Below are 17208 nucleotides of genomic sequence, written 5' to 3'. Positions count from 1 at the left end.
AATTACAAGCGAGGTGTTTGTCATTCATGCATAGTCAATTGGTAGTAGTAGATAACATCGAATTTAGCAAGGAACATAAAAAACACGACATAGGGCAAATTCTTCATGACATCACGATTCCAGCATTGCCCTACGTGTATACTTTTCAGATGTTTATCGCTCTGAAAGAATTACCTGATCAGGCAACCTTTGAGCTTCAATTGAAAATCAAAGATCGGAATGGAAAAGATGTTGGGATTTCGAGTCCCATCACAATGTATCATGAACGCAAGAATGAGCAATCCTCTGAAATGGAAACATCGTTAAAAATGTCTACGGTACTTAGCTTGGAAGGAACATATAAAGCAGAACTATATTATGATGGAGAAGTGATTACAACTCATCCAGTCCATGTACGGCTGGAGCAAGCATCATAGGAACAGGAAGCCTGCTTTTTATTGCAATAGATAGTGAATGATCATTTTATGAAGCTACCTAAGCTTCGTTATTCATTAGGGCTTTTCGGAATTGCAAAAAGACAACTAAATGTGAAAGGCGCTGACAAAGCGGTATAAGCAAGAAAAAATTGTATTTTTTTAAGATTTATGGTATTCTGAAACAAATTTATTGAACGGAGGGTTTTCTCATGGCATACATAAGATTCCGATTTACTACTTTGTCCCACTAATTTAATAGTGATCAAAGGCTCTGCCTGTGTGTAGAGTAATCGGGATTAGTCTGCCTTTTTATAAGAAAACTCTATGAGAACGATATAAAAAAGGGATGGACATTCGCTGTCTGTCTTTTTTTGTATCGTAAATTTATGTAAGCCAAGAGACGCGTGTATTGGTAAGATCATCATTTTGGGATAGAAGCACGCTGTTTTACTACCCTGATAGCTAGTAAAGAGTAGGTTTGCACCAACTATTTACATGTTCTCTTGTATCGCGCCGTCTCACACGAACAACGTAAATGGCACCCGACTTATTTTTGGTGTTCTTTTCCCGTTACTCAAGCACAGGTAGCAATGCCTGTGTATTTTGTTTTGACACAGTTTCGGGTGTAAAAATACTAAAATAAAGGACGTGCAGCATATGATGATAAAAACAGACGAACAAATTCTGGCGGATGCGAAAAAGCATGGACTGCTACTAAAAGAGGATTCGTTACAGAGAAATGATTCTGGAATAGATTTTCAGGTTGTTATGGCGCGCGATCTGAATGGAGTACAATGGGTGTTACGGTATCCAAGACGAATAGACGTGCTACCCTCGGCAAAAAAAGAGAGACAGATTCTAACCCTGATAGAATCGCGAGTGTCGGTACAAGTACCGATTTGGAGAATTTACTCAGAAGAGCTGATTGCCTATCAGTTGTTAAAAGGTGTACCAGCAGGAACGATTGATCCAGAAGCAAAGGCATATATTTGGGAAATTAACGAAAAAAATGTACCAGATGTCTTTCATGAAACGCTTGCCCTTGCAATCGCCTCCCTACATCGGATTAATCCGAACACTTGCAGAGAGGCGGGGATAGAACTGGAGACTGCTGAAGAAGCAAGGGCCTCGATGAGAGCGAGGATGGATAAAATCAAAATGACATTTGGAGTAAGTAATGATCTCTGGAATCGCTGGCAAAATTGGCTTGCAAATGATACGCTTTGGCCCACGGAAACGGTACTCGTTCATGGGGATCTGCATGCGGGACATATCCTAGTTGATGAAGCATCACGAGTAACAGGCTTGATTGATTGGACAGAGGCAAGGGTAACTGATCCTGCCCATGATTTTGTGGCTCATTATCGGACTTTTGGAGAAGAAGCTCTGCAAAGATTAATCTATCACTATGAGCAAGCAGGTGGAAACGTTTGGCCGAATATGACTGATCATGTTATTGAATTAGCTGCTAGTTATCCTGTTGCCATTGCTGAATTTGCCGAAAAATCAGGGCTAGAAGAGTACAAGCAGATGGCCAAACAAGTGCTGGGTGTATAATTCCTTGATAAGGAGAGCAGGCTCAGATTGAACATGTATGGATTGAAAAAGCTGCCCCTTCGAAAAAGCATGATATTATCCCCTTCAAGTAGACAGTGTAAAAAGCTCACCCACCTGACGGAGGGTGGTACACTCTACTTGGAGGGGACTTTTTACTTCCACCAGTCATCGAATGGAGTTACTGGTAAGCGGCGCTTGTGCTCGGTTTTATCATACTTTTCTTCGATTTTTTCCACGATTTCAGCAGATACGGGCTTCAGGGTTAAATAGTTATCTAAATCATCGTAAGAAAAGCCAAGGGCGGTTTCATCAGGTAATTGAGGATGGTCATCTTCAAGATCGGCTGTAGGAACTTTCAAATATAAAATTTCAGGTGCTCCTAGATATTGCAGAATTTGTCTTACTTGCCCCTTGGTCAGACCGGAAAGGGGGACAACGTCAGCGCCTCCATCTCCATATTTAGTGAAAAATCCGGTAGTTGCCTCGACTGCCTGATCAGTCCCAAGAACTAATAGTCCTAAGTGACCGGCTATATCATATTGAACCTTCATGCGTTCTCTTGCCTTTGCATTACCCTTGTGAAAATCTGACAGTTCAATCCCCGTTGATTGTTTAAGCTGTTCAAGAGAAGTATCAACGGCCGGCTTGATATTAACCAGCATATTTTGATTTGGCTTGATGAATTGAAGTGCCTTCTGGGCGTCAGCTTCATCTATTTGAGTTCCGTAGGGAAGACGAACAGCCGTGAATTGATATCGTTTATCCGTCGCATGCGTCAGCTCATCGCAAGCAACCCGGGCCATGATACCTGTTAAGGTAGAGTCAATTCCGCCGCTTACTCCCACAATGTATCCATTAGCTCCAGATATAAGAAGGTATTGCTTTAAAAAATCTACCCTGTCACGAAATTCACGTTTGGGCTGTGCATCTACATGAACATGGAGCTTTTTGATTATTTCTGTTTGTTTTGCCATCTCAACGGACCTCACTCACATATAATTGATGTTCCTTGATGTAATCCAAAACCTCCTCAGGCAGGAGAAAACTAGCTTCACCATCATTGCGAAGCTCACCGCGAATGTAGCTAGAGCTAATTCCCATACTGATTCCTTTTGACATTGTCAGGAAATTTTCATCATTATTGCGTAATAAGGGGTCCTTAGCGATTAAATCATCAGAATGATAGCCTTCTCTTGCCATAACTATAAACTTGTTGTTTTTCACCAATTTTTCAGCATTCCCCCAGGCGGATATGCCCTCTAAAAGATCTGCTCCCATGATAAAAAAGATTTCATCTTGCGGATACAGATTTTTGAAATGATTCATTGTGTCAAAGGTATATGTTTCACCGGGTAACGCGTTCATTTCAACGGTAGAGATTTCAAATAAAGGTTCCCCAAAACGATTTTTCTTGTTTTTGCACGTTTCTAAGGCAAGCTGAAGCATATGTAAGCGATGGTGATCTTCAGTCTGAAGTATCTTATCTCTACGCAAGGAAGAGCAGGGAATAAAAAACACTTTGTCCAGACGTTTACGTTTTGCCACAGCAGCAGCTGTAAAAAGGTGTGAATAGGTAATAGGATCAAAGCTACTTCCGTAAATACCATATCGCATGAAGGGTTCCTCCTTTAAGATTCTATGAGAGCAAGCTCGCGTATTTCGTTAATCATTTTATCTTTCAGCTCCCGTAATTCATCAGATAAAGTAACGGGATATACCTCTGGATTGTCTAAGCGAAGATATTCCTCCCAGAATGTATTCTTTTGGGCTTGATGGAACTGCTTGATTTCTTCCAGAGCTGGTTTATCATAAATCAGCTTTCCTTCTTCAAAGATAGGAACTAATAGCTGGACTGCTGTAAAATGGCTTACACGCTTCATTTTTAATGGATTCACTGGATGCTTCAGTTGAATCTCCTTGAGGCCTTGAATATTCTCATGCTCAAGGCAAATATAATCCCCCTTTGCCATACCATCCTGATCGTATATCCGATAGGTTTTTTTACAACCAGGATTAATAATCTTGTCTATATTTTCAGAGACTTTAATTAGAGCCACCCAGTCCTTTTCGGTTCTTCTTGCAACAATTTTGTGTACACCACCTAGGGCAGGAGTATCATAGGCAGTGATAAATTTGGTTCCAATGCCCCAAATATCAATTTTAGCTCCTTGATGCTTCAGAGAGGTAATCGTGTGCTCATCTAGGTCACTGGATGCGGCAATTTTTACATAGGGAAACCCTGCGTGATCTAGCATTTTTCGAGCTCGTTTAGATAAGAAGGCTAAATCGCCACTATCTAAACGAATGCCAGTAAGCTTCTGACCATGTTCCTCCATCCGTTTAGCCACTTTAATGGCATTGGGAATACCTGAACCTAAAACATCAAAGGTATCGACAAGAAGAATACTTTTAGCGGGAAAAACCTCAGCAAAGGCGAGAAAGGCATCTAGTTCATTTGGGAAAAATTGAACAAATAAATGAGCATGTGTACCTGTAGTAGGAACACCATATTTTTTCCCAGCTTTCAGATTAGAGGTGTAGTCAAATCCTGCGATATAGGCTGATCTAGCTCCCTGTACGGATGCGTCACGTCCCTGAGCACGTCTTTTTCCCATTTCAATTACACTTTGCCCATCTGCTGCTGTCACAATTCGAGACGCTTTTGTCATGAGCAGGGATTCACTGTTCACTGTATTAAGCAATTGTGCTTCGATCCAGATACACTCCATGATAGGGGCAATCATTCGTATGTAAGGAGTGTTTGGAAAGACGATTTGACCTTCTTTCATTGCTTGCAAGCTCCCGGTAAAACGTAGTGAGCGAAGTTCTGACAGGAAAGCTTCCTCATACATGCCCTTGGACCGCAGATATTCAATGTCACTTTCATTAAAGTATAAATTCTCTACAATATCAATTAACTGGTCGAGTCCCCCAAAAGCAACGTATCCCCCTAGCTCACCAGTAAAATCACTGCTTGGCTTAACAAAAGGAGCTTTACGATAAAAATCATCAAAGACAACTATCGTGCGGTGTAGATTTTTTTTGTATAAGGCATACATCATCGTAATCGCATATTCATCCACATCAAGACCGTAATCTCTGGAGGGATCATAAAAGGGAAGGATTTCTAATTCTTGTTTTCCGCAAAGAGGGCAGGGAGTTTCTTCAGACGTCATTCTAAAAGCAGGTTGTTTACAGAAGAGGCACATATGAATATAGCGATATATTTTCGGATCAACAATATCAAAGATTGTTTTTGTCATTTTCGGCGAGTCCCCTCGTTATATCTTTTTGAGTGAAAAGCATACATAATTAGTCAATAATCATTAACAACCTGTATTCCCATTTGGTTTTTAAAATGCTGTAATGCCCAATCGTGTCCTACAGGGTTGAAACTTGCAACTGCATCCTCATGAATAATCACCTCGAAGCCAAGATACCAAGCAGATACGGCCGTATGGAGAATACATATATCCGTGCATGTGCCGACAAGATGAATTTGGCGAATACCGCGCGTATGCAGTTGTAGTGCTAAGTCAGTTCCTTCAAATGCACTGTATCTTGTTTTATCCATCCAATAAATGGACGCTTCCTTTTGTTTATAGAGGCTATGTAGTTCGCCATATAATTGGCGTCCTTCACTTCCGATAATATTGTGGGGCGGATAGAGCTTCGATTCAGGATGAAATGGATCAATTTCTTTGTGTGCATCTACAGCCATTACCACAAATTCACCATTTTGAAGAAAGTGATTGGTAAGATGAACAATCCGCTGTTCGATTTTTTGGGCAGGCTCTCCGCATGTCAAAGCGCCATTGGTTGCAACGAAATCATTCGTGTAATCGATGATCAGGATAGCTTTTTGACTCATAAATATATACCTCCATTTTAAATGTTTGATTTAACATAGTTAATATGACTATATAAATGAGTAAAAAAAGAAGGATTAATAGATGCTCACAAATGGCACGTAGTCAGTAAATTTATATAATTTGGCTGGATTTTGTGAGTATTTATTCGAGTATTTAGAAGAACCTTCCGCATCTCTGACTTCTTCAATAATCCCTTTTCTATTTATGGTAGACACCAAGCGTCTGCTAAAGTTAGAGCGATCTACTTTAAAATCAGGTACGACCGTCTCAATGACCTGAAGCAGCTCAGATAAGGTAAACTCTTCGGGTAGAAATTCTTTCGCAATATTAGTTTGAACCATAATCTCTTGGATTTTTTGCAGAGCATCCTTTAAGATTTCGTTGTGATCAAACGCCAAATTCATGGACATTGCTTCCTCAACCGTGAACAAACGCGCATCTACAGCATCGTCATCAGCCTTAAATCCAGTCAATGCCTGCTCATTAACAAGGGCATAATAGGCAACGGTTGGAATCCATCCACCCGGATCACGGCCTGGAGTATAGTAGGCTCTTAGCTGCTTAATATGTACCTTCTCATTTAAGATGTGTGTTTCCTCACGCAGCTCACGTTCAGCACATTGATCAAGTGTTTCGTGTTCATTGAGAAAACCACCAGGAAAAGCCCAATACCCTGGAAAGCGATCGCTTTGTGGATCACGCTGAATCAGCAATATTTTTAGCTTACGATCGGGAAGGGATTTGTGCTTGGTATCTTTTCTAGGCTCCGATGTAATCGTAAATATACAAATGTCGGTAGGTAAGCCATCAGGAGATCGATAGACTGGCTTTTCCTTTGGAGGAATTTGCAAAGTGTGAAGCTCCTTTCTACGTGTTCTTGAGGTTATTTTATATAGTTATTTTTATATTGTCAATACGACTATATTAAATTCAGGACTTTTTACATACATTCTTTGCTATGGAAAAGGAGCTGTATTTAATTATATATGTAGCTAACGCTATATCTAAATATTTGTGCAAAAATTAGGGAAGCGGAAAGGGCAATCGGTCTTTTTAAGGAGTTGGAATGGAAGTGAAAGTTTGATCAATAATATAGATGGATAAATGCACAAATTCGTTCCATTTTGGTATATTCTCTGTGTTCAGCTTGAATTTATCTTAGAGGAAAGGGAATTTCAATGAAAATTAAACTAACAAGTATATTTGTCAACGATCAGGATAGAGCTCTTTCATTTTATACAGAGGTTTTAGGCTTTGTGAAAAAAAGCGACTTTCCAGTAGGAGATTTTAAATGGATAACGGTTGTTTCGCCGGAAGGCCCGGAAGATATTGAATTGCTTTTGGAACCACTGGGGCATCCCGCTGCGAAAACATTTCAAAAAGAAATGTTTGAGGCAGGCATTCCGTTAATGACGTTTGCTGTTGACGATATTCACAAAGAGTATGAAAGACTGCTAAAACTGGGTGTAGTCTTTAAGAGTAAGCCTGTAGATATAGAAGGGACATCAATTGCTGTGTTTCATGATACATGCGGTAATCTTATCCAACTTTTTCAGGGATGATACACAATCATGAAGGAAAAGCGGCTTGGAAGATTAGCAGACAGACATTACTAATGCTCCTTTTCAACATAATGAACGTATTCTCCATGATGAGGATGTCGGCATTAGACGTTGGACAAGCAGTGACAATCAGGATAGTAGGACGTAGGTTTCTAGTGTAAACACAAAATTTTTTCCGTTACTAGGAAGACCAAGCTGTAGCTTATTATCCAACAAAATACAAAGCGATTGACAAGAAGTCAGAAAAGTAGCCGTTCCCATGTATGGATACTTGTGCTATACTACAGGCAATTGCATAACCACCTTCAGGGCAGGGTGAAATTCCCGACCGGCGGTAATGACGATTATGTCTGAGCCCGCGACTCGCAAACCGTTTTTGCGACTGACTTGGTGAAAATCCAAGGCCGACGGTATAGTCCGGATGGGAGAAGGTACAAGGCTTATCACATTTTTCAATGAGGATACATGACTTAAATTGTGGTGGCCATCGCAGACTGTTTTTTCATAAATGAGAAGACGGTTTATTTAGATATATTCAAAATATGTCAGTCAAGGCATGATCTATTTGCGGTGGTGTAACACTTTATGTATCTGTTTTTTGAAAAATCCGACGGTAGGCTGTATTTCTCTATGCCCTTTTAATGAAAAGGGCATTTTTTTATTGTAAAAAAATAGGTTATGAAAGTAACCAAGGTGCGTTTGCAAGAGTAAAAGCAAGATACACAGAACAAAAAAACACAGAAAGGAGGAACGCTTATGAATGAGCTTCAAGAATGGAAGAGGAGCGAATGTGAGAATCAAGTGCTGTTGGATCAAGCTTTTATGAAGATAGCAATTCAATTGGCAGAAGGAGCGAGTCATCAAACATCTCCTAATCCTACAGTGGGTGCTGTTATTGTGAAAAATGGGAGCATTGTTGGTCTAGGAGCCCATCTTCGGGCAGGTGAGTCTCACGCTGAAATTCATGCCTTACGAATGGCTGGGGAAAAGGCAGCGGGGGCGACTGTATACGTAACCTTGGAGCCATGCAGTCATTATGGGAAAACACCACCCTGCGTTCAAGCGCTACTAGATGCAGGAGTGGCACGGGTTGTCATTGCCATAGAAGACCCTAATCCACTGGTGGCAGGTAAAGGTGTAGCAGCTTTAAAACATGCTGGTATAGATGTGCAGGTCGGTGTATTCGAAAAGGAAGCCCGAGAATGCAATGAATCGTTTTTTCATTATATTCATACGAAAAGGCCGTTTGTTACGCTGAAGACGGCCAGTACATTAGATGGGAAGCTGGCTACAGCAACCGGCGATAGCAAATGGATAACGAGTGAATTGGCACGCAGGGAAGTTCATGCGGAACGGGCCAAGTCTGACGCAATTTTAGTGGGTATAAACACGGTGATAAAAGATGATCCCTTACTGACAGCCCGGTTGTATGAAAAGGGAAGACAGCCGATACGAGTCGTTCTTGATCAAACCCTTCGTATTCCAAAGACAGCTACGATTCTCAAAGATACTACATCGCCAGTTTGGATTTTTACCACAAGAAGAGCTTCTCAACAAAAAGTAGATTTCCTGCGTGCAAAAGGAATTCGAATCACGGTGCAACAAGAGGATCAAGTAACGATACCATTTGTCCTCCAAACCTTGGGAGAGGCAGAAATTGTATCGGTACTTGTAGAAGGTGGCAGCAAGATAAGCGGGGCGTTTTTAGAGGCACAAGCGATTCAAAAGGTAATAGCCTATGTCGCTTTTACACTTGTGGGTGGAGTGGAATCTCCAGTCGCCTACGGAGGAAACGGTATTCCTTTGATGAAAGATGCGATTCAACTCAGAGATGTAGCAGTAGAGAAGGTGAGTGAACAGGAAGTAAAGATAACGGGTTACCCACTTTGGACGGATCATGGCAATTCATAAGGAGTGAGGACGATCATGTTCACGGGGATAATTGAGGAAGTAGGTACGATCACTGGATTTTTAGCCAGTCAAAAGGCTGGCAGCCTGCATATTAACGCTAGGCTGGTTGTAGAGGGTAGTAAAATAGGTGATTCCATTGCAGTAAATGGAGTTTGTTTAACGGTTACCGAGTTTACCGCTAATGGCTTTGTAGTTGATGTTATGCCAGAGACGCTGAAGAGAACGAATCTGGGTGAGTTCCGGAATGGTGAGCTAGTAAATTTGGAGCGGGCGATGTCTATTGGCGACAGATTAGGTGGCCATCTGGTATTAGGGCATGTTGATGGGAAAGGAAGAATTTTATCGAAAAGGCAAAATGAAAATGCCATACTATTCGAAATAGAAGCGGGAGCAGATATCCAGCGTTATCTCATTCCCCAAGGCTCTATTACAGTAGATGGAATAAGCTTAACAGTGGTTGCCATCAAAGCCAACTCCTTTTCCGTCTCGGTCATTCCTCATACCGCAGCAGTTACTACGCTCGGAAAGAAACAGGTGGGGAAATGCGTAAATCTTGAAAATGATGTGATTGGTAAATATGTGGAAAGGCTACTAGCTTCTCAAGGAAGCTTACTCCATTCTTTGCATTCTGCTCGCAACAAGCAACATTCTGTAACAGAAAGCTTTTTACGTGACAATGGGTTTGTCTAATACCAATGGCTAGGAGGGAATCTACATGCTTCACACGATAGAAGAGGCGCTAGAGGAATTGCGTCAGGGGAAGCCCATTATTGTGGTCGATGACGAGAATCGGGAAAATGAAGGAGATTTTCTGTGCATGGCGGAGAAGGCAACACCTGAGATGATTAATTTCATGGTTACCCATGGAAGAGGGCTGGTTTGCGTTTCGATTGAGGATAAAAGAGCTCGTGAGCTACAGCTAAGACAGATGGTGGAAAATAATACAGATCATCATGGAACAGCTTTTACAGTGTCCATAGATGAAAGGGATACGCATACAGGGATATCGGCGCATGAGCGTTCACAAACGATCATGGCAATGCTTGACCCGCAAGCAGAAGCTGATCGTTTCCGGCGCCCTGGACATATTTTTCCATTGGTTGCCAAGGAGGGCGGAGTATTAAAGCGGGCAGGACATACAGAAGCGGCGGTAGATCTGGCAAGGCTTGCTGGTGGTTATCCTGCTGGGGTAATTTGCGAAATCATGCAAGAGGATGGAAGCATGGCACGTTTACCTGCTCTATTAGAAATAGCAAAGCGTTTAGATCTAAAAATTGTTTCGATCGAACAACTGATTCATTATCGTATGCAAAGCGAATCGCTGGTGAAGAAGGAGGCACAGACCATTCTGCCTACAGAATACGGAGATTTTCGCATCTTTGCCTACTCGAATACGTTGGATGGAAAGGAACATGTAGCTCTTGTTAAGGGAGATATTCGCCCTGATCAACCTGTCTTAGTGCGTGTGCATTCTGAATGCTTAACAGGCGATATATTTGGTTCTCTTCGTTGCGATTGCGGACCACAATTGCATGCTGCCCTGCAACAAATCGACGAGGTAGGAGCCGGAATTCTGCTATATATGAGACAGGAAGGGCGCGGAATTGGCTTAATAAACAAATTAAAAGCATATCAGCTACAGGAAGAAGGCTTAGATACTGTTGAAGCCAATGAACGGCTAGGCTTCCCCGCTGATTTACGTGAATATGGAATTGGTGCACAAATATTGCGTGATCTGGGGGCCAAGAAATTGCGTCTTTTAACCAATAATCCTAGAAAAATCGTGGCACTCAATGGATATGGTCTAAAAGTAACGGAACGAGTACCGCTTCAAATGAAAAGTCATCAGCATAATTACCATTACCTGCATACCAAGCAACAGAAACTAGGACATATGCTAACTATATTATAATGAAGAAATGAGGATGAATATGAAAATCTGGGAAGGCAAGCTCGTCGGTTCAGGATTGCGTATAGGAGTTGTTGCTGGTCGTTTTAACGAATTAATTGTCAGTAAACTAGTAAGTGGGGCTTTAGATACATTAAAACGGCATGGTGTGGAAGAAGCCCAAATTGAAATGGCATGGGTTCCTGGTGCCTTTGAGATTCCACTTATGGCGAAAAAAATGGCCGAAACAGCGCGTTTTGACGCGATTATTACATTAGGAGCAGTGATTCGCGGATCGACTCCTCATTTTGATTATGTTTGCAATGAATGTGCAAAAGGAGTAGCAGCTCTTTCTATGAGCAGTGGAGTACCTATTATTTTTGGTGTCCTGACGACTGATAATATTGAACAAGCTATTGAACGTGCTGGGACAAAGGCCGGAAATAAAGGATGTGAAGCGGCCGCTTCCGCTATTGAAATGGCGAATTTGGCACGTAGCTTTGAACAACCTTGCTAAATGGTATTAAAATGTGAGCTACCGATAGATTCGGTAGCTCTTTTCTACAAAAAATAGAACGTTGTAATTGTTAATGAAAGAATACGAATAAAGCAGATTTATGTTTGGAATTTTAATAATTTTAAATCCGTTTATGAACAGACTGAAGCTTTCTTACGAAAATCTATAAATGCTATTGAAATTGTAACTAAGTCAAGGGGCTTACAATCCGAAGATGCTTGATGGGTAGAACTTTTACGGGATGACTACAGTAATAGGCAGATAAGTGAAAGTAATCATCTAATAATGGCAAAAAAGTGAACAATAGTTCTTTAGTTGCTAATATTTAGATTTTTTGAGCTGGAAAGTATTTCAACACCAAGATCGACCAATTTTTCTGAACCCATAAATTTTATGAGTACTTTAGCGCGTTTTTTGTGTCGATCTACTTTTTTAATCTGTCCTTCCATTCCTTTTAAGGGACCCGAATTGACATAGACCTCTGAATTTTCTAAGTGAATTTTTGAATACGTAATGATGTCTGTATTGCCTAATAATCGTAAGAGCGGGGACATTTCTTCATCATCAATAGCTGAAAAATTCGTGATTGAAATATCCTTCTTAGCATGATTGCTACTTGTTAATTTTGAATATATGGGACCTATATTAACAAATTTGTATAGGTTAGGTATTTCTTTGATTTTGTAAAAAATACTTGAAGTCATATCCGTTTTAATTAAGACATAGCCAGGGAATAAAATTTTAATATTGTGAAAAATGGCTCCGTTCTTTTTCTCAGGAACTTTTCTCTTAGGTATGAGAGCATACAAAGTTTGTTCATCAAAATAATAGTTCAAATGATCTTTAACTATTTCTTCGCCGCCTGATCTTACGTAAAGAGCATACCATTTCAAAGTAATTATTCCTTTCAAAAAGTTTTTTTACGTACATCTTTCAGTAGTCAAAATGTCTGGGTGCTATGTAAAGATTTTTATTTATGTTGAATATAATTATAGGCTAGTTGAAAAGTAAATCAACCATAATTTTTCCAAACTTTTGTTAATTAATAACCATAAAATGTTATTCAATTCTATTGTATAAAATAACAAATTGACAATTATCGACATTCCACAGTATTATTTGTATAATACCACTAATTATAAAATTAAGAATTTTTTCTTGATCATATAGGCAAAGCATTTTCACTGTAACGACTATTCATTCTCTAGTGGAAACTAATCGTTGTTTCGGCACGTTAAGAGAAACTAGGGTACATACATGAAATGATAAGTAGTGTACATATTTGTAGACGATATGGAGAAGGTATGTCTACAAGCTCACATAACCTGCAAAATGTAACCGCAATCAGCCCAATTTACATACATAAAAAATGTAAGAGGGGAGTAATTCCTCTTTTTTGTTTTTAGATAAACAACTTTGAAAGGAGATATGCGGATCATATGAATGATACGTATCGTTTATACAAACTCAAAGTTGGTTTCAACTACAGTTATATCATCATGGATCAAGCTACGGGGAAGGCAGCAATTGTGGACCCTGCATGGGATTTGGAACGTATTACGACCATGCTTGCTGACCTCGGTGCAGAGGTAACGATGATACTGCTTACTCATTCACATTACGATCACGTTCATTTGGTAGAACCGTTAGTGAATCGGTATCAGCCAAAGGTATACATGTCTTCCAAAGAAATCGACTATTATCAGTATCATTCTCCTCATTTGCATTCCTTTGCCGATGAAGATGAGATTATGCTGGGAGAGACAAAAATCATTTGTCTTCTAACACCGGGACATACGGCAGGAGGTTCCTGTTTTCTCTTATCTGCTGCATTGTTAACAGGGGATACCATCTTCGTGGAAGGCTGTGGAATTTGCGATACGCCGGGAGGATGTCCAGATCAAATGTATGAAAGCGTACAAAAAATTCGAAATAGGGTCGACCCAAATGTTCGCGTATATCCGGGGCACTCGTATGGGAAAGAGCCAGGATATCCCTTGGGCTATCTTTTGAAAAATAATATTTATTTCCAAATCGAAAATAAAGAACAATTCATCAAGTTTCGGATGCGTAAAAATCAGAAAAATTTATTTGATTTTAAATAAAGGTACTGGCTGTATGAGAACGGAGGAGCGTGGATGGAAAAACCGATGATTACAGTCGTTTTTATAATAAATCAGCTACTTCAACGCTCGATCTTAGATACCCCCAGATATAACAAAATGAGGATGATAATTCACTCCCACAAGCTCTTGAGACCTGTCCTTTTCTGGCGGGTCTCTTTTTTTTTCAGATTTATTTGGCGGATTCACAAAATTTATTGCTCCAAACGAGCAAAAGAAAAACTAGGAATAGGAGAGGAGAGCAACCCTATCTTTTTTTCAAAAGAGAACTTGTGTCTTCATCGAGCTCCTTTTTTTATTGATGGTGTAACAATATCTGTTTTGCTGGATCAAATAAGTGATTAACAAACAGAAAGGATGTTATACGATGAAAAAACAAGCGCTTTTAGCGGTATGCACACTTACTCTATTGGTACAGACCGTACCATCTTTTTCTGGGGTGATATCATCCGTGTATGCAGCAGAGAATGCTTTACCGGCTACACAAATGAAACTACCATCCCTTACAGAACTAGACAAAAATGTGATTGAAACAATGAAGAAGGCCATGCAAGCTATAGCAGAAGGGGTTGAAATTGAATTAGACGAAATTGTTGGGCAAAATCCAAGCTCCTGGGTCGTTAAAGCCAAAGATAATCGAGGCAATATCCTTGTCGATAAAAAAACGGGCGAGGTAAAGCATGTGAATGTCAGATTTTCATTTGAAGAAGTGAAACCCAGCTTACAAGAATCCGTTATGAGAACATTAAAGGGGCTAGATGAAAAACGAACTTTTAAGATTACTAGCGTAGAAAGAACGAAATGGGAGAAGGAGAATGTCTGGTTGTTTCGATCAGATAATGATTCAGCTTCTGTCTTACTTGATGCACTAACAGAACAGGTAATTTCTGCTGGAGCCTCGTATAAGACTGAGCAAATTGATCCAAGCAAAGTAAAAATCGCCGAGAAAGCGATAAAAGAGCTGGCCAAAACTCAATCGGTTCAACTTCTACCAACTGCCAGAATCTATACAAGCCCGAAAGAAAGCATAGATAAAGTATGGTCATTTGGGGACAGACATCACGGTTACTCCGTATATGTAGGTGCTAAAACAGGTAAATTGGTGTCAGTATCCTCAAGCAAAGAGGTTGACTATGTCTCCGATGAGGAACGCCGAAAGGTATTTGCAAAACCTTTCTATACCAAAGAAAAAGCGATACTCGCTGCCAGTCCAATGGTAAAAAAGTGGTTTCAATTAGACCTCAAAGGCTACGATGTTTCCGTTCATGATGATGAGTATACTTTTACTAAAAAAGGGATGCCAACGATCAAGGCTAGCATCAATAAGAAAGGAACCTTTTGGACTTTTTCTATTAAACCGGAACAAGGGTTGATGAACTAAATTGATGATAGATTGTCCATCACTGATAGGGTTACTTCCTGTTAGAGAGAAGGATACAGTATCTACCCCGCCATGTAATTGTCTGTTCATTGCAAAAAACGTAAAAGCTTTTCGTGAAAGTAAGAAATTAAGTCTTGAAAGAGTTGCTGAACTAACTGGAGTAAGCAAAACGATGATCGGTCAAATCGAAAGAGGGGAATCGAGCCCTACGATTACAACTATCTGGAAAATCGCAAATGGATTAAAGATTTCCTTTACTTCACTCATAAATAATCCACAACCAGATACTCAAGTTGTTTTGAGAAATGAAATTAAAACATTATCTGAAGACAATGGAAAATATCGAGTCTTTCCCAATTTTTTGTTTGATGATGACAGACGCTTTGAAGTTTACTCAGTCGAGATAGAAAAGGGTGGTTTTCTAAGCTCTGATGCGCATATGGAGGGAACGGAAGAGTTTCTCACTATTTTTGAAGGGGAGCTAACCGTATGTGTAAATAACAATGAGTATACGATTAGCAGTGGTGATTCTATCAGATTTAAGGCAGATAGCCCCCATACCTATCATAATGCAGGAAGGACATTAACCCGATTGAGTATGATTTTGTATTATCCAACTTAATTCCTACTGTTAGGGGTATTTCATCATCTTTAGGCTAAACTTATATAAGTTTTATCTAAGCGGAATTTTTTAAATCACTTTGAATTTTCTGAAAGGCTTAACAAGGGACTTCTATACACAGAAGTCCCTAATTCTTCTTTAAATTCCCCATTATCCATTCACAATACCTAATAGAAAAAATTCTTTGAAGGAAGTATCTCTTCTAAGGATTTTTCTATTTTACTCCAAAATTCCCCAAATAACTTTCTCTCCATATGATTTTGAAGCAAAATTCTACGTTTTACTTCTAGGAGAATACTATTCCCTCCATATACGTATTAAAGGATTTCTGATTCTTTTCATTAAGCGCCTCAAATTGATAAATTAATTTATCGCAATTATATGTCAAATGCATACGATTTGGGGATTAGAGGTACTTTATGTTTTTTTGCCTCTTTACCTAGAATCTTATTTTGGAACCTTTATACATGAGCAACTCGACAACAAACTTAATCGTATTTCTAATTCTGTTACAACTGTCATGTTTTATACTGTTTTTGCCCTTTAAAAGAACTAATTGGAGAAATAGTCCAATCGGACATTATCTCTGTAGCATACGATTTAGTAACGTATGTTAAAAGGAGGAATTTCATTATGGGTAACCATGAAAAGTGCTGGCAATGTGGACATAAAAAATGCAGATGCAAGAAAAATAATAGCAAGTGCAAAGTAAAGAATAAGATCAAGATTAATGTACCAACCGGAGCACAAGGAGCAACAGGGGCAACGGGAGCAACAGGGGCAACAGGGGCAACAGGGGCAACAGGGGCAACGGGAGCAACAGGAGGAACAGGAGGAGCAGGAGCAACGGGAGCAACGGGAGCAACAGGGGCAACGGGAGCAACAGGGGCAACAGGGTCAACCGGAGCAAGCGGAGGTCTTTTAGGTTTCGCAAATATATTTGACACAACACAACAAACCTTACTATTAAATGATGCGGTCACTTTTAATACAAATGGAATCATCTCGCCTCCAGGTTTAGTTACCCATACTCCAGGCACTGCTCCCATCACGATAAATCAAACAGGTACTTATCTCATTACTTATGAGGTATTTCCACAGCAGGGCACTTCCGCATTTGCTTTATTCAATGGTCTAGTACAAATACCAGGCTCAAATTTTGGAGCTGGTTCAGGTAACCAAACTTATAGCGGGCAAGTGATCACCACTTTTACAGCAGGGGATGTTCTTACCTTGCGTAACATTGATGGGCGTACTGTATTACAGAATAGTGTATCAGGTGCAGGTCCTGCAGTTGTAAGTGCCTCTTTAGTAATTGAAAAAATTGCCTAACATACAAAATATTCAGTGATTAATCTG

17 protein-coding genes and 1 riboswitch are annotated in these 17208 nt (G+C 40.0%); of the genes, 11 read left to right on the top strand and 6 right to left on the bottom strand.

Going from position 1 to position 17208, the window contains the following annotated elements:
* Positions 1-26 precede the first annotated feature (26 nt).
* Together O0550_RS10170 and O0550_RS10165 are read left to right on the top strand one after the other, a co-directional pair.
* Entirely contained in the window at positions 27-416 is a 390-nt protein-coding gene (locus tag O0550_RS10170) for a DUF6941 family protein (protein ID WP_181748533.1), read from the top strand.
* Between the two features lie 660 nt (positions 417-1076).
* Positions 1077-1973, top strand: coding sequence for a macrolide 2'-phosphotransferase (locus O0550_RS10165; protein WP_258426316.1), 897 nt, complete (start codon positions 1077-1079; stop codon positions 1971-1973).
* A gap of 152 nt (positions 1974-2125) precedes the next feature.
* On the opposite strand, the gene nadE is transcribed toward O0550_RS10165, so the two are convergent.
* From nadE to O0550_RS10140, 5 genes are all read right to left on the bottom strand, one after another.
* Positions 2126-2947 (bottom strand): NAD(+) synthase, encoded by an 822-nt coding sequence (gene nadE, locus O0550_RS10160; protein ID WP_258426220.1) that lies wholly within the window; start codon positions 2945-2947, stop codon positions 2126-2128.
* A gap of 1 nt (position 2948) precedes the next feature.
* Positions 2949-3587, bottom strand: coding sequence for a nicotinate (nicotinamide) nucleotide adenylyltransferase (gene nadD, locus O0550_RS10155; protein WP_003342037.1), 639 nt, complete (start codon positions 3585-3587; stop codon positions 2949-2951).
* A gap of 14 nt (positions 3588-3601) precedes the next feature.
* Entirely contained in the window at positions 3602-5236 is a 1635-nt protein-coding gene (locus tag O0550_RS10150; protein WP_258426218.1) for a nicotinate phosphoribosyltransferase, read from the bottom strand.
* A 53-nt stretch (positions 5237-5289) separates the two neighbouring features.
* A complete protein-coding gene (locus tag O0550_RS10145) occupies positions 5290-5844 on the bottom strand; it encodes a cysteine hydrolase family protein (RefSeq protein WP_258426217.1) in 555 nt (184 codons plus the stop codon).
* Between the two features lie 75 nt (positions 5845-5919).
* Complete coding sequence (locus O0550_RS10140) at positions 5920-6696, bottom strand: NUDIX hydrolase (protein WP_258426216.1); 777 nt, start codon at positions 6694-6696, stop codon at positions 5920-5922.
* Between the two features lie 327 nt (positions 6697-7023).
* Here O0550_RS10140 and O0550_RS10135 point away from each other — a divergent pair, with 327 nt between their 5' ends.
* From O0550_RS10135 to ribH, 5 genes are all read left to right on the top strand, one after another.
* Positions 7024-7407: a VOC family protein gene (locus O0550_RS10135; protein WP_068793356.1), complete on the top strand. Its 384-nt coding sequence runs from the start codon at positions 7024-7026 to the stop codon at positions 7405-7407.
* A gap of 297 nt (positions 7408-7704) precedes the next feature.
* A riboswitch (FMN riboswitch) is annotated at positions 7705-7844 on the top strand.
* A gap of 319 nt (positions 7845-8163) precedes the next feature.
* Complete coding sequence (ribD, locus tag O0550_RS10130) at positions 8164-9318, top strand: bifunctional diaminohydroxyphosphoribosylaminopyrimidine deaminase/5-amino-6-(5-phosphoribosylamino)uracil reductase RibD (protein ID WP_258426214.1); 1155 nt, start codon at positions 8164-8166, stop codon at positions 9316-9318.
* A 15-nt stretch (positions 9319-9333) separates the two neighbouring features.
* Positions 9334-10008 carry a riboflavin synthase gene (locus O0550_RS10125; protein ID WP_258426213.1) on the top strand — a complete coding sequence of 225 codons (675 nt, stop codon included), beginning with the start codon at positions 9334-9336 and terminating at the stop codon, positions 10006-10008.
* Positions 10009-10033: 25 nt separating this feature from the next.
* Positions 10034-11230 carry a bifunctional 3,4-dihydroxy-2-butanone-4-phosphate synthase/GTP cyclohydrolase II gene (locus tag O0550_RS10120; RefSeq protein ID WP_096885514.1) on the top strand — a complete coding sequence of 399 codons (1197 nt, stop codon included), beginning with the start codon at positions 10034-10036 and terminating at the stop codon, positions 11228-11230.
* A gap of 19 nt (positions 11231-11249) precedes the next feature.
* Positions 11250-11723 carry a 6,7-dimethyl-8-ribityllumazine synthase gene (gene ribH / locus O0550_RS10115; protein WP_258426212.1) on the top strand — a complete coding sequence of 158 codons (474 nt, stop codon included), beginning with the start codon at positions 11250-11252 and terminating at the stop codon, positions 11721-11723.
* Positions 11724-12034: 311 nt separating this feature from the next.
* Here ribH and loaP read toward each other — a convergent pair whose 3' ends face one another.
* Positions 12035-12616 carry an antiterminator LoaP gene (gene loaP, locus O0550_RS10110; protein WP_258426210.1) on the bottom strand — a complete coding sequence of 194 codons (582 nt, stop codon included), beginning with the start codon at positions 12614-12616 and terminating at the stop codon, positions 12035-12037.
* Between the two features lie 546 nt (positions 12617-13162).
* On the opposite strand from loaP, the gene O0550_RS10105 reads away from it, so the two are divergent.
* From O0550_RS10105 to O0550_RS10090, 4 genes are all read left to right on the top strand, one after another.
* The gene (locus O0550_RS10105) at positions 13163-13828 is read left to right on the top strand and encodes an MBL fold metallo-hydrolase (RefSeq protein WP_035318571.1); all 666 of its coding nucleotides are present in this window, start codon (positions 13163-13165) and stop codon (positions 13826-13828) included.
* A 385-nt stretch (positions 13829-14213) separates the two neighbouring features.
* Positions 14214-15227: a hypothetical protein gene (locus O0550_RS10100; protein ID WP_258426209.1), complete on the top strand. Its 1014-nt coding sequence runs from the start codon at positions 14214-14216 to the stop codon at positions 15225-15227.
* Between the two features lies 1 nt (position 15228).
* Positions 15229-15849, top strand: a complete 621-nt coding sequence (locus O0550_RS10095; RefSeq protein WP_258426208.1) for a helix-turn-helix domain-containing protein — start codon at positions 15229-15231, stop codon at positions 15847-15849.
* 633 nt (positions 15850-16482) lie between these two features.
* Positions 16483-17181: a BclA C-terminal domain-containing protein gene (locus O0550_RS10090; protein ID WP_258426207.1), complete on the top strand. Its 699-nt coding sequence runs from the start codon at positions 16483-16485 to the stop codon at positions 17179-17181.
* The last annotated feature ends 27 nt before the right edge of the window (positions 17182-17208 follow it).

This window comes from Brevibacillus halotolerans (genome assembly GCF_026891775.1).
Classification (GTDB): Bacteria; Bacillota; Bacilli; order Brevibacillales; family Brevibacillaceae; genus Brevibacillus_B; species Brevibacillus_B halotolerans.
Note: the sequence above shows the minus strand (reverse complement) of the source record. Positions and strands in the feature narration are given on the sequence as shown.

Bases quoted from the DNA above. Each gene is read 5' to 3' on its own strand.
- O0550_RS10165 (WP_258426316.1), top strand. From the start codon at position 1,077: ATGATAAAAACAGACGAACAAATTCTGGCGGATGCGAAAAAGCATGGA.
- O0550_RS10150 (WP_258426218.1), bottom strand. From the start codon at position 5,236: ATGACAAAAACAATCTTTGATATTGTTGATCCGAAAATATATCGCTAT.
- O0550_RS10105 (WP_035318571.1), top strand. From the start codon at position 13,163: ATGAATGATACGTATCGTTTATACAAACTCAAAGTTGGTTTCAACTAC.
- O0550_RS10170 (WP_181748533.1), top strand. From the start codon at position 27: ATGCATAGTCAATTGGTAGTAGTAGATAACATCGAATTTAGCAAGGAA.
- O0550_RS10100 (WP_258426209.1), top strand. From the start codon at position 14,214: ATGAAAAAACAAGCGCTTTTAGCGGTATGCACACTTACTCTATTGGTA.
- nadE (WP_258426220.1), bottom strand. From the start codon at position 2,947: ATGGCAAAACAAACAGAAATAATCAAAAAGCTCCATGTTCATGTAGAT.
- O0550_RS10090 (WP_258426207.1), top strand. From the start codon at position 16,483: ATGGGTAACCATGAAAAGTGCTGGCAATGTGGACATAAAAAATGCAGA.
- ribD (WP_258426214.1), top strand. From the start codon at position 8,164: ATGAATGAGCTTCAAGAATGGAAGAGGAGCGAATGTGAGAATCAAGTG.
- O0550_RS10125 (WP_258426213.1), top strand. From the start codon at position 9,334: ATGTTCACGGGGATAATTGAGGAAGTAGGTACGATCACTGGATTTTTA.
- O0550_RS10145 (WP_258426217.1), bottom strand. From the start codon at position 5,844: ATGAGTCAAAAAGCTATCCTGATCATCGATTACACGAATGATTTCGTT.
- O0550_RS10120 (WP_096885514.1), top strand. From the start codon at position 10,034: ATGCTTCACACGATAGAAGAGGCGCTAGAGGAATTGCGTCAGGGGAAG.
- nadD (WP_003342037.1), bottom strand. From the start codon at position 3,587: ATGCGATATGGTATTTACGGAAGTAGCTTTGATCCTATTACCTATTCA.
- ribH (WP_258426212.1), top strand. From the start codon at position 11,250: ATGAAAATCTGGGAAGGCAAGCTCGTCGGTTCAGGATTGCGTATAGGA.
- O0550_RS10135 (WP_068793356.1), top strand. From the start codon at position 7,024: ATGAAAATTAAACTAACAAGTATATTTGTCAACGATCAGGATAGAGCT.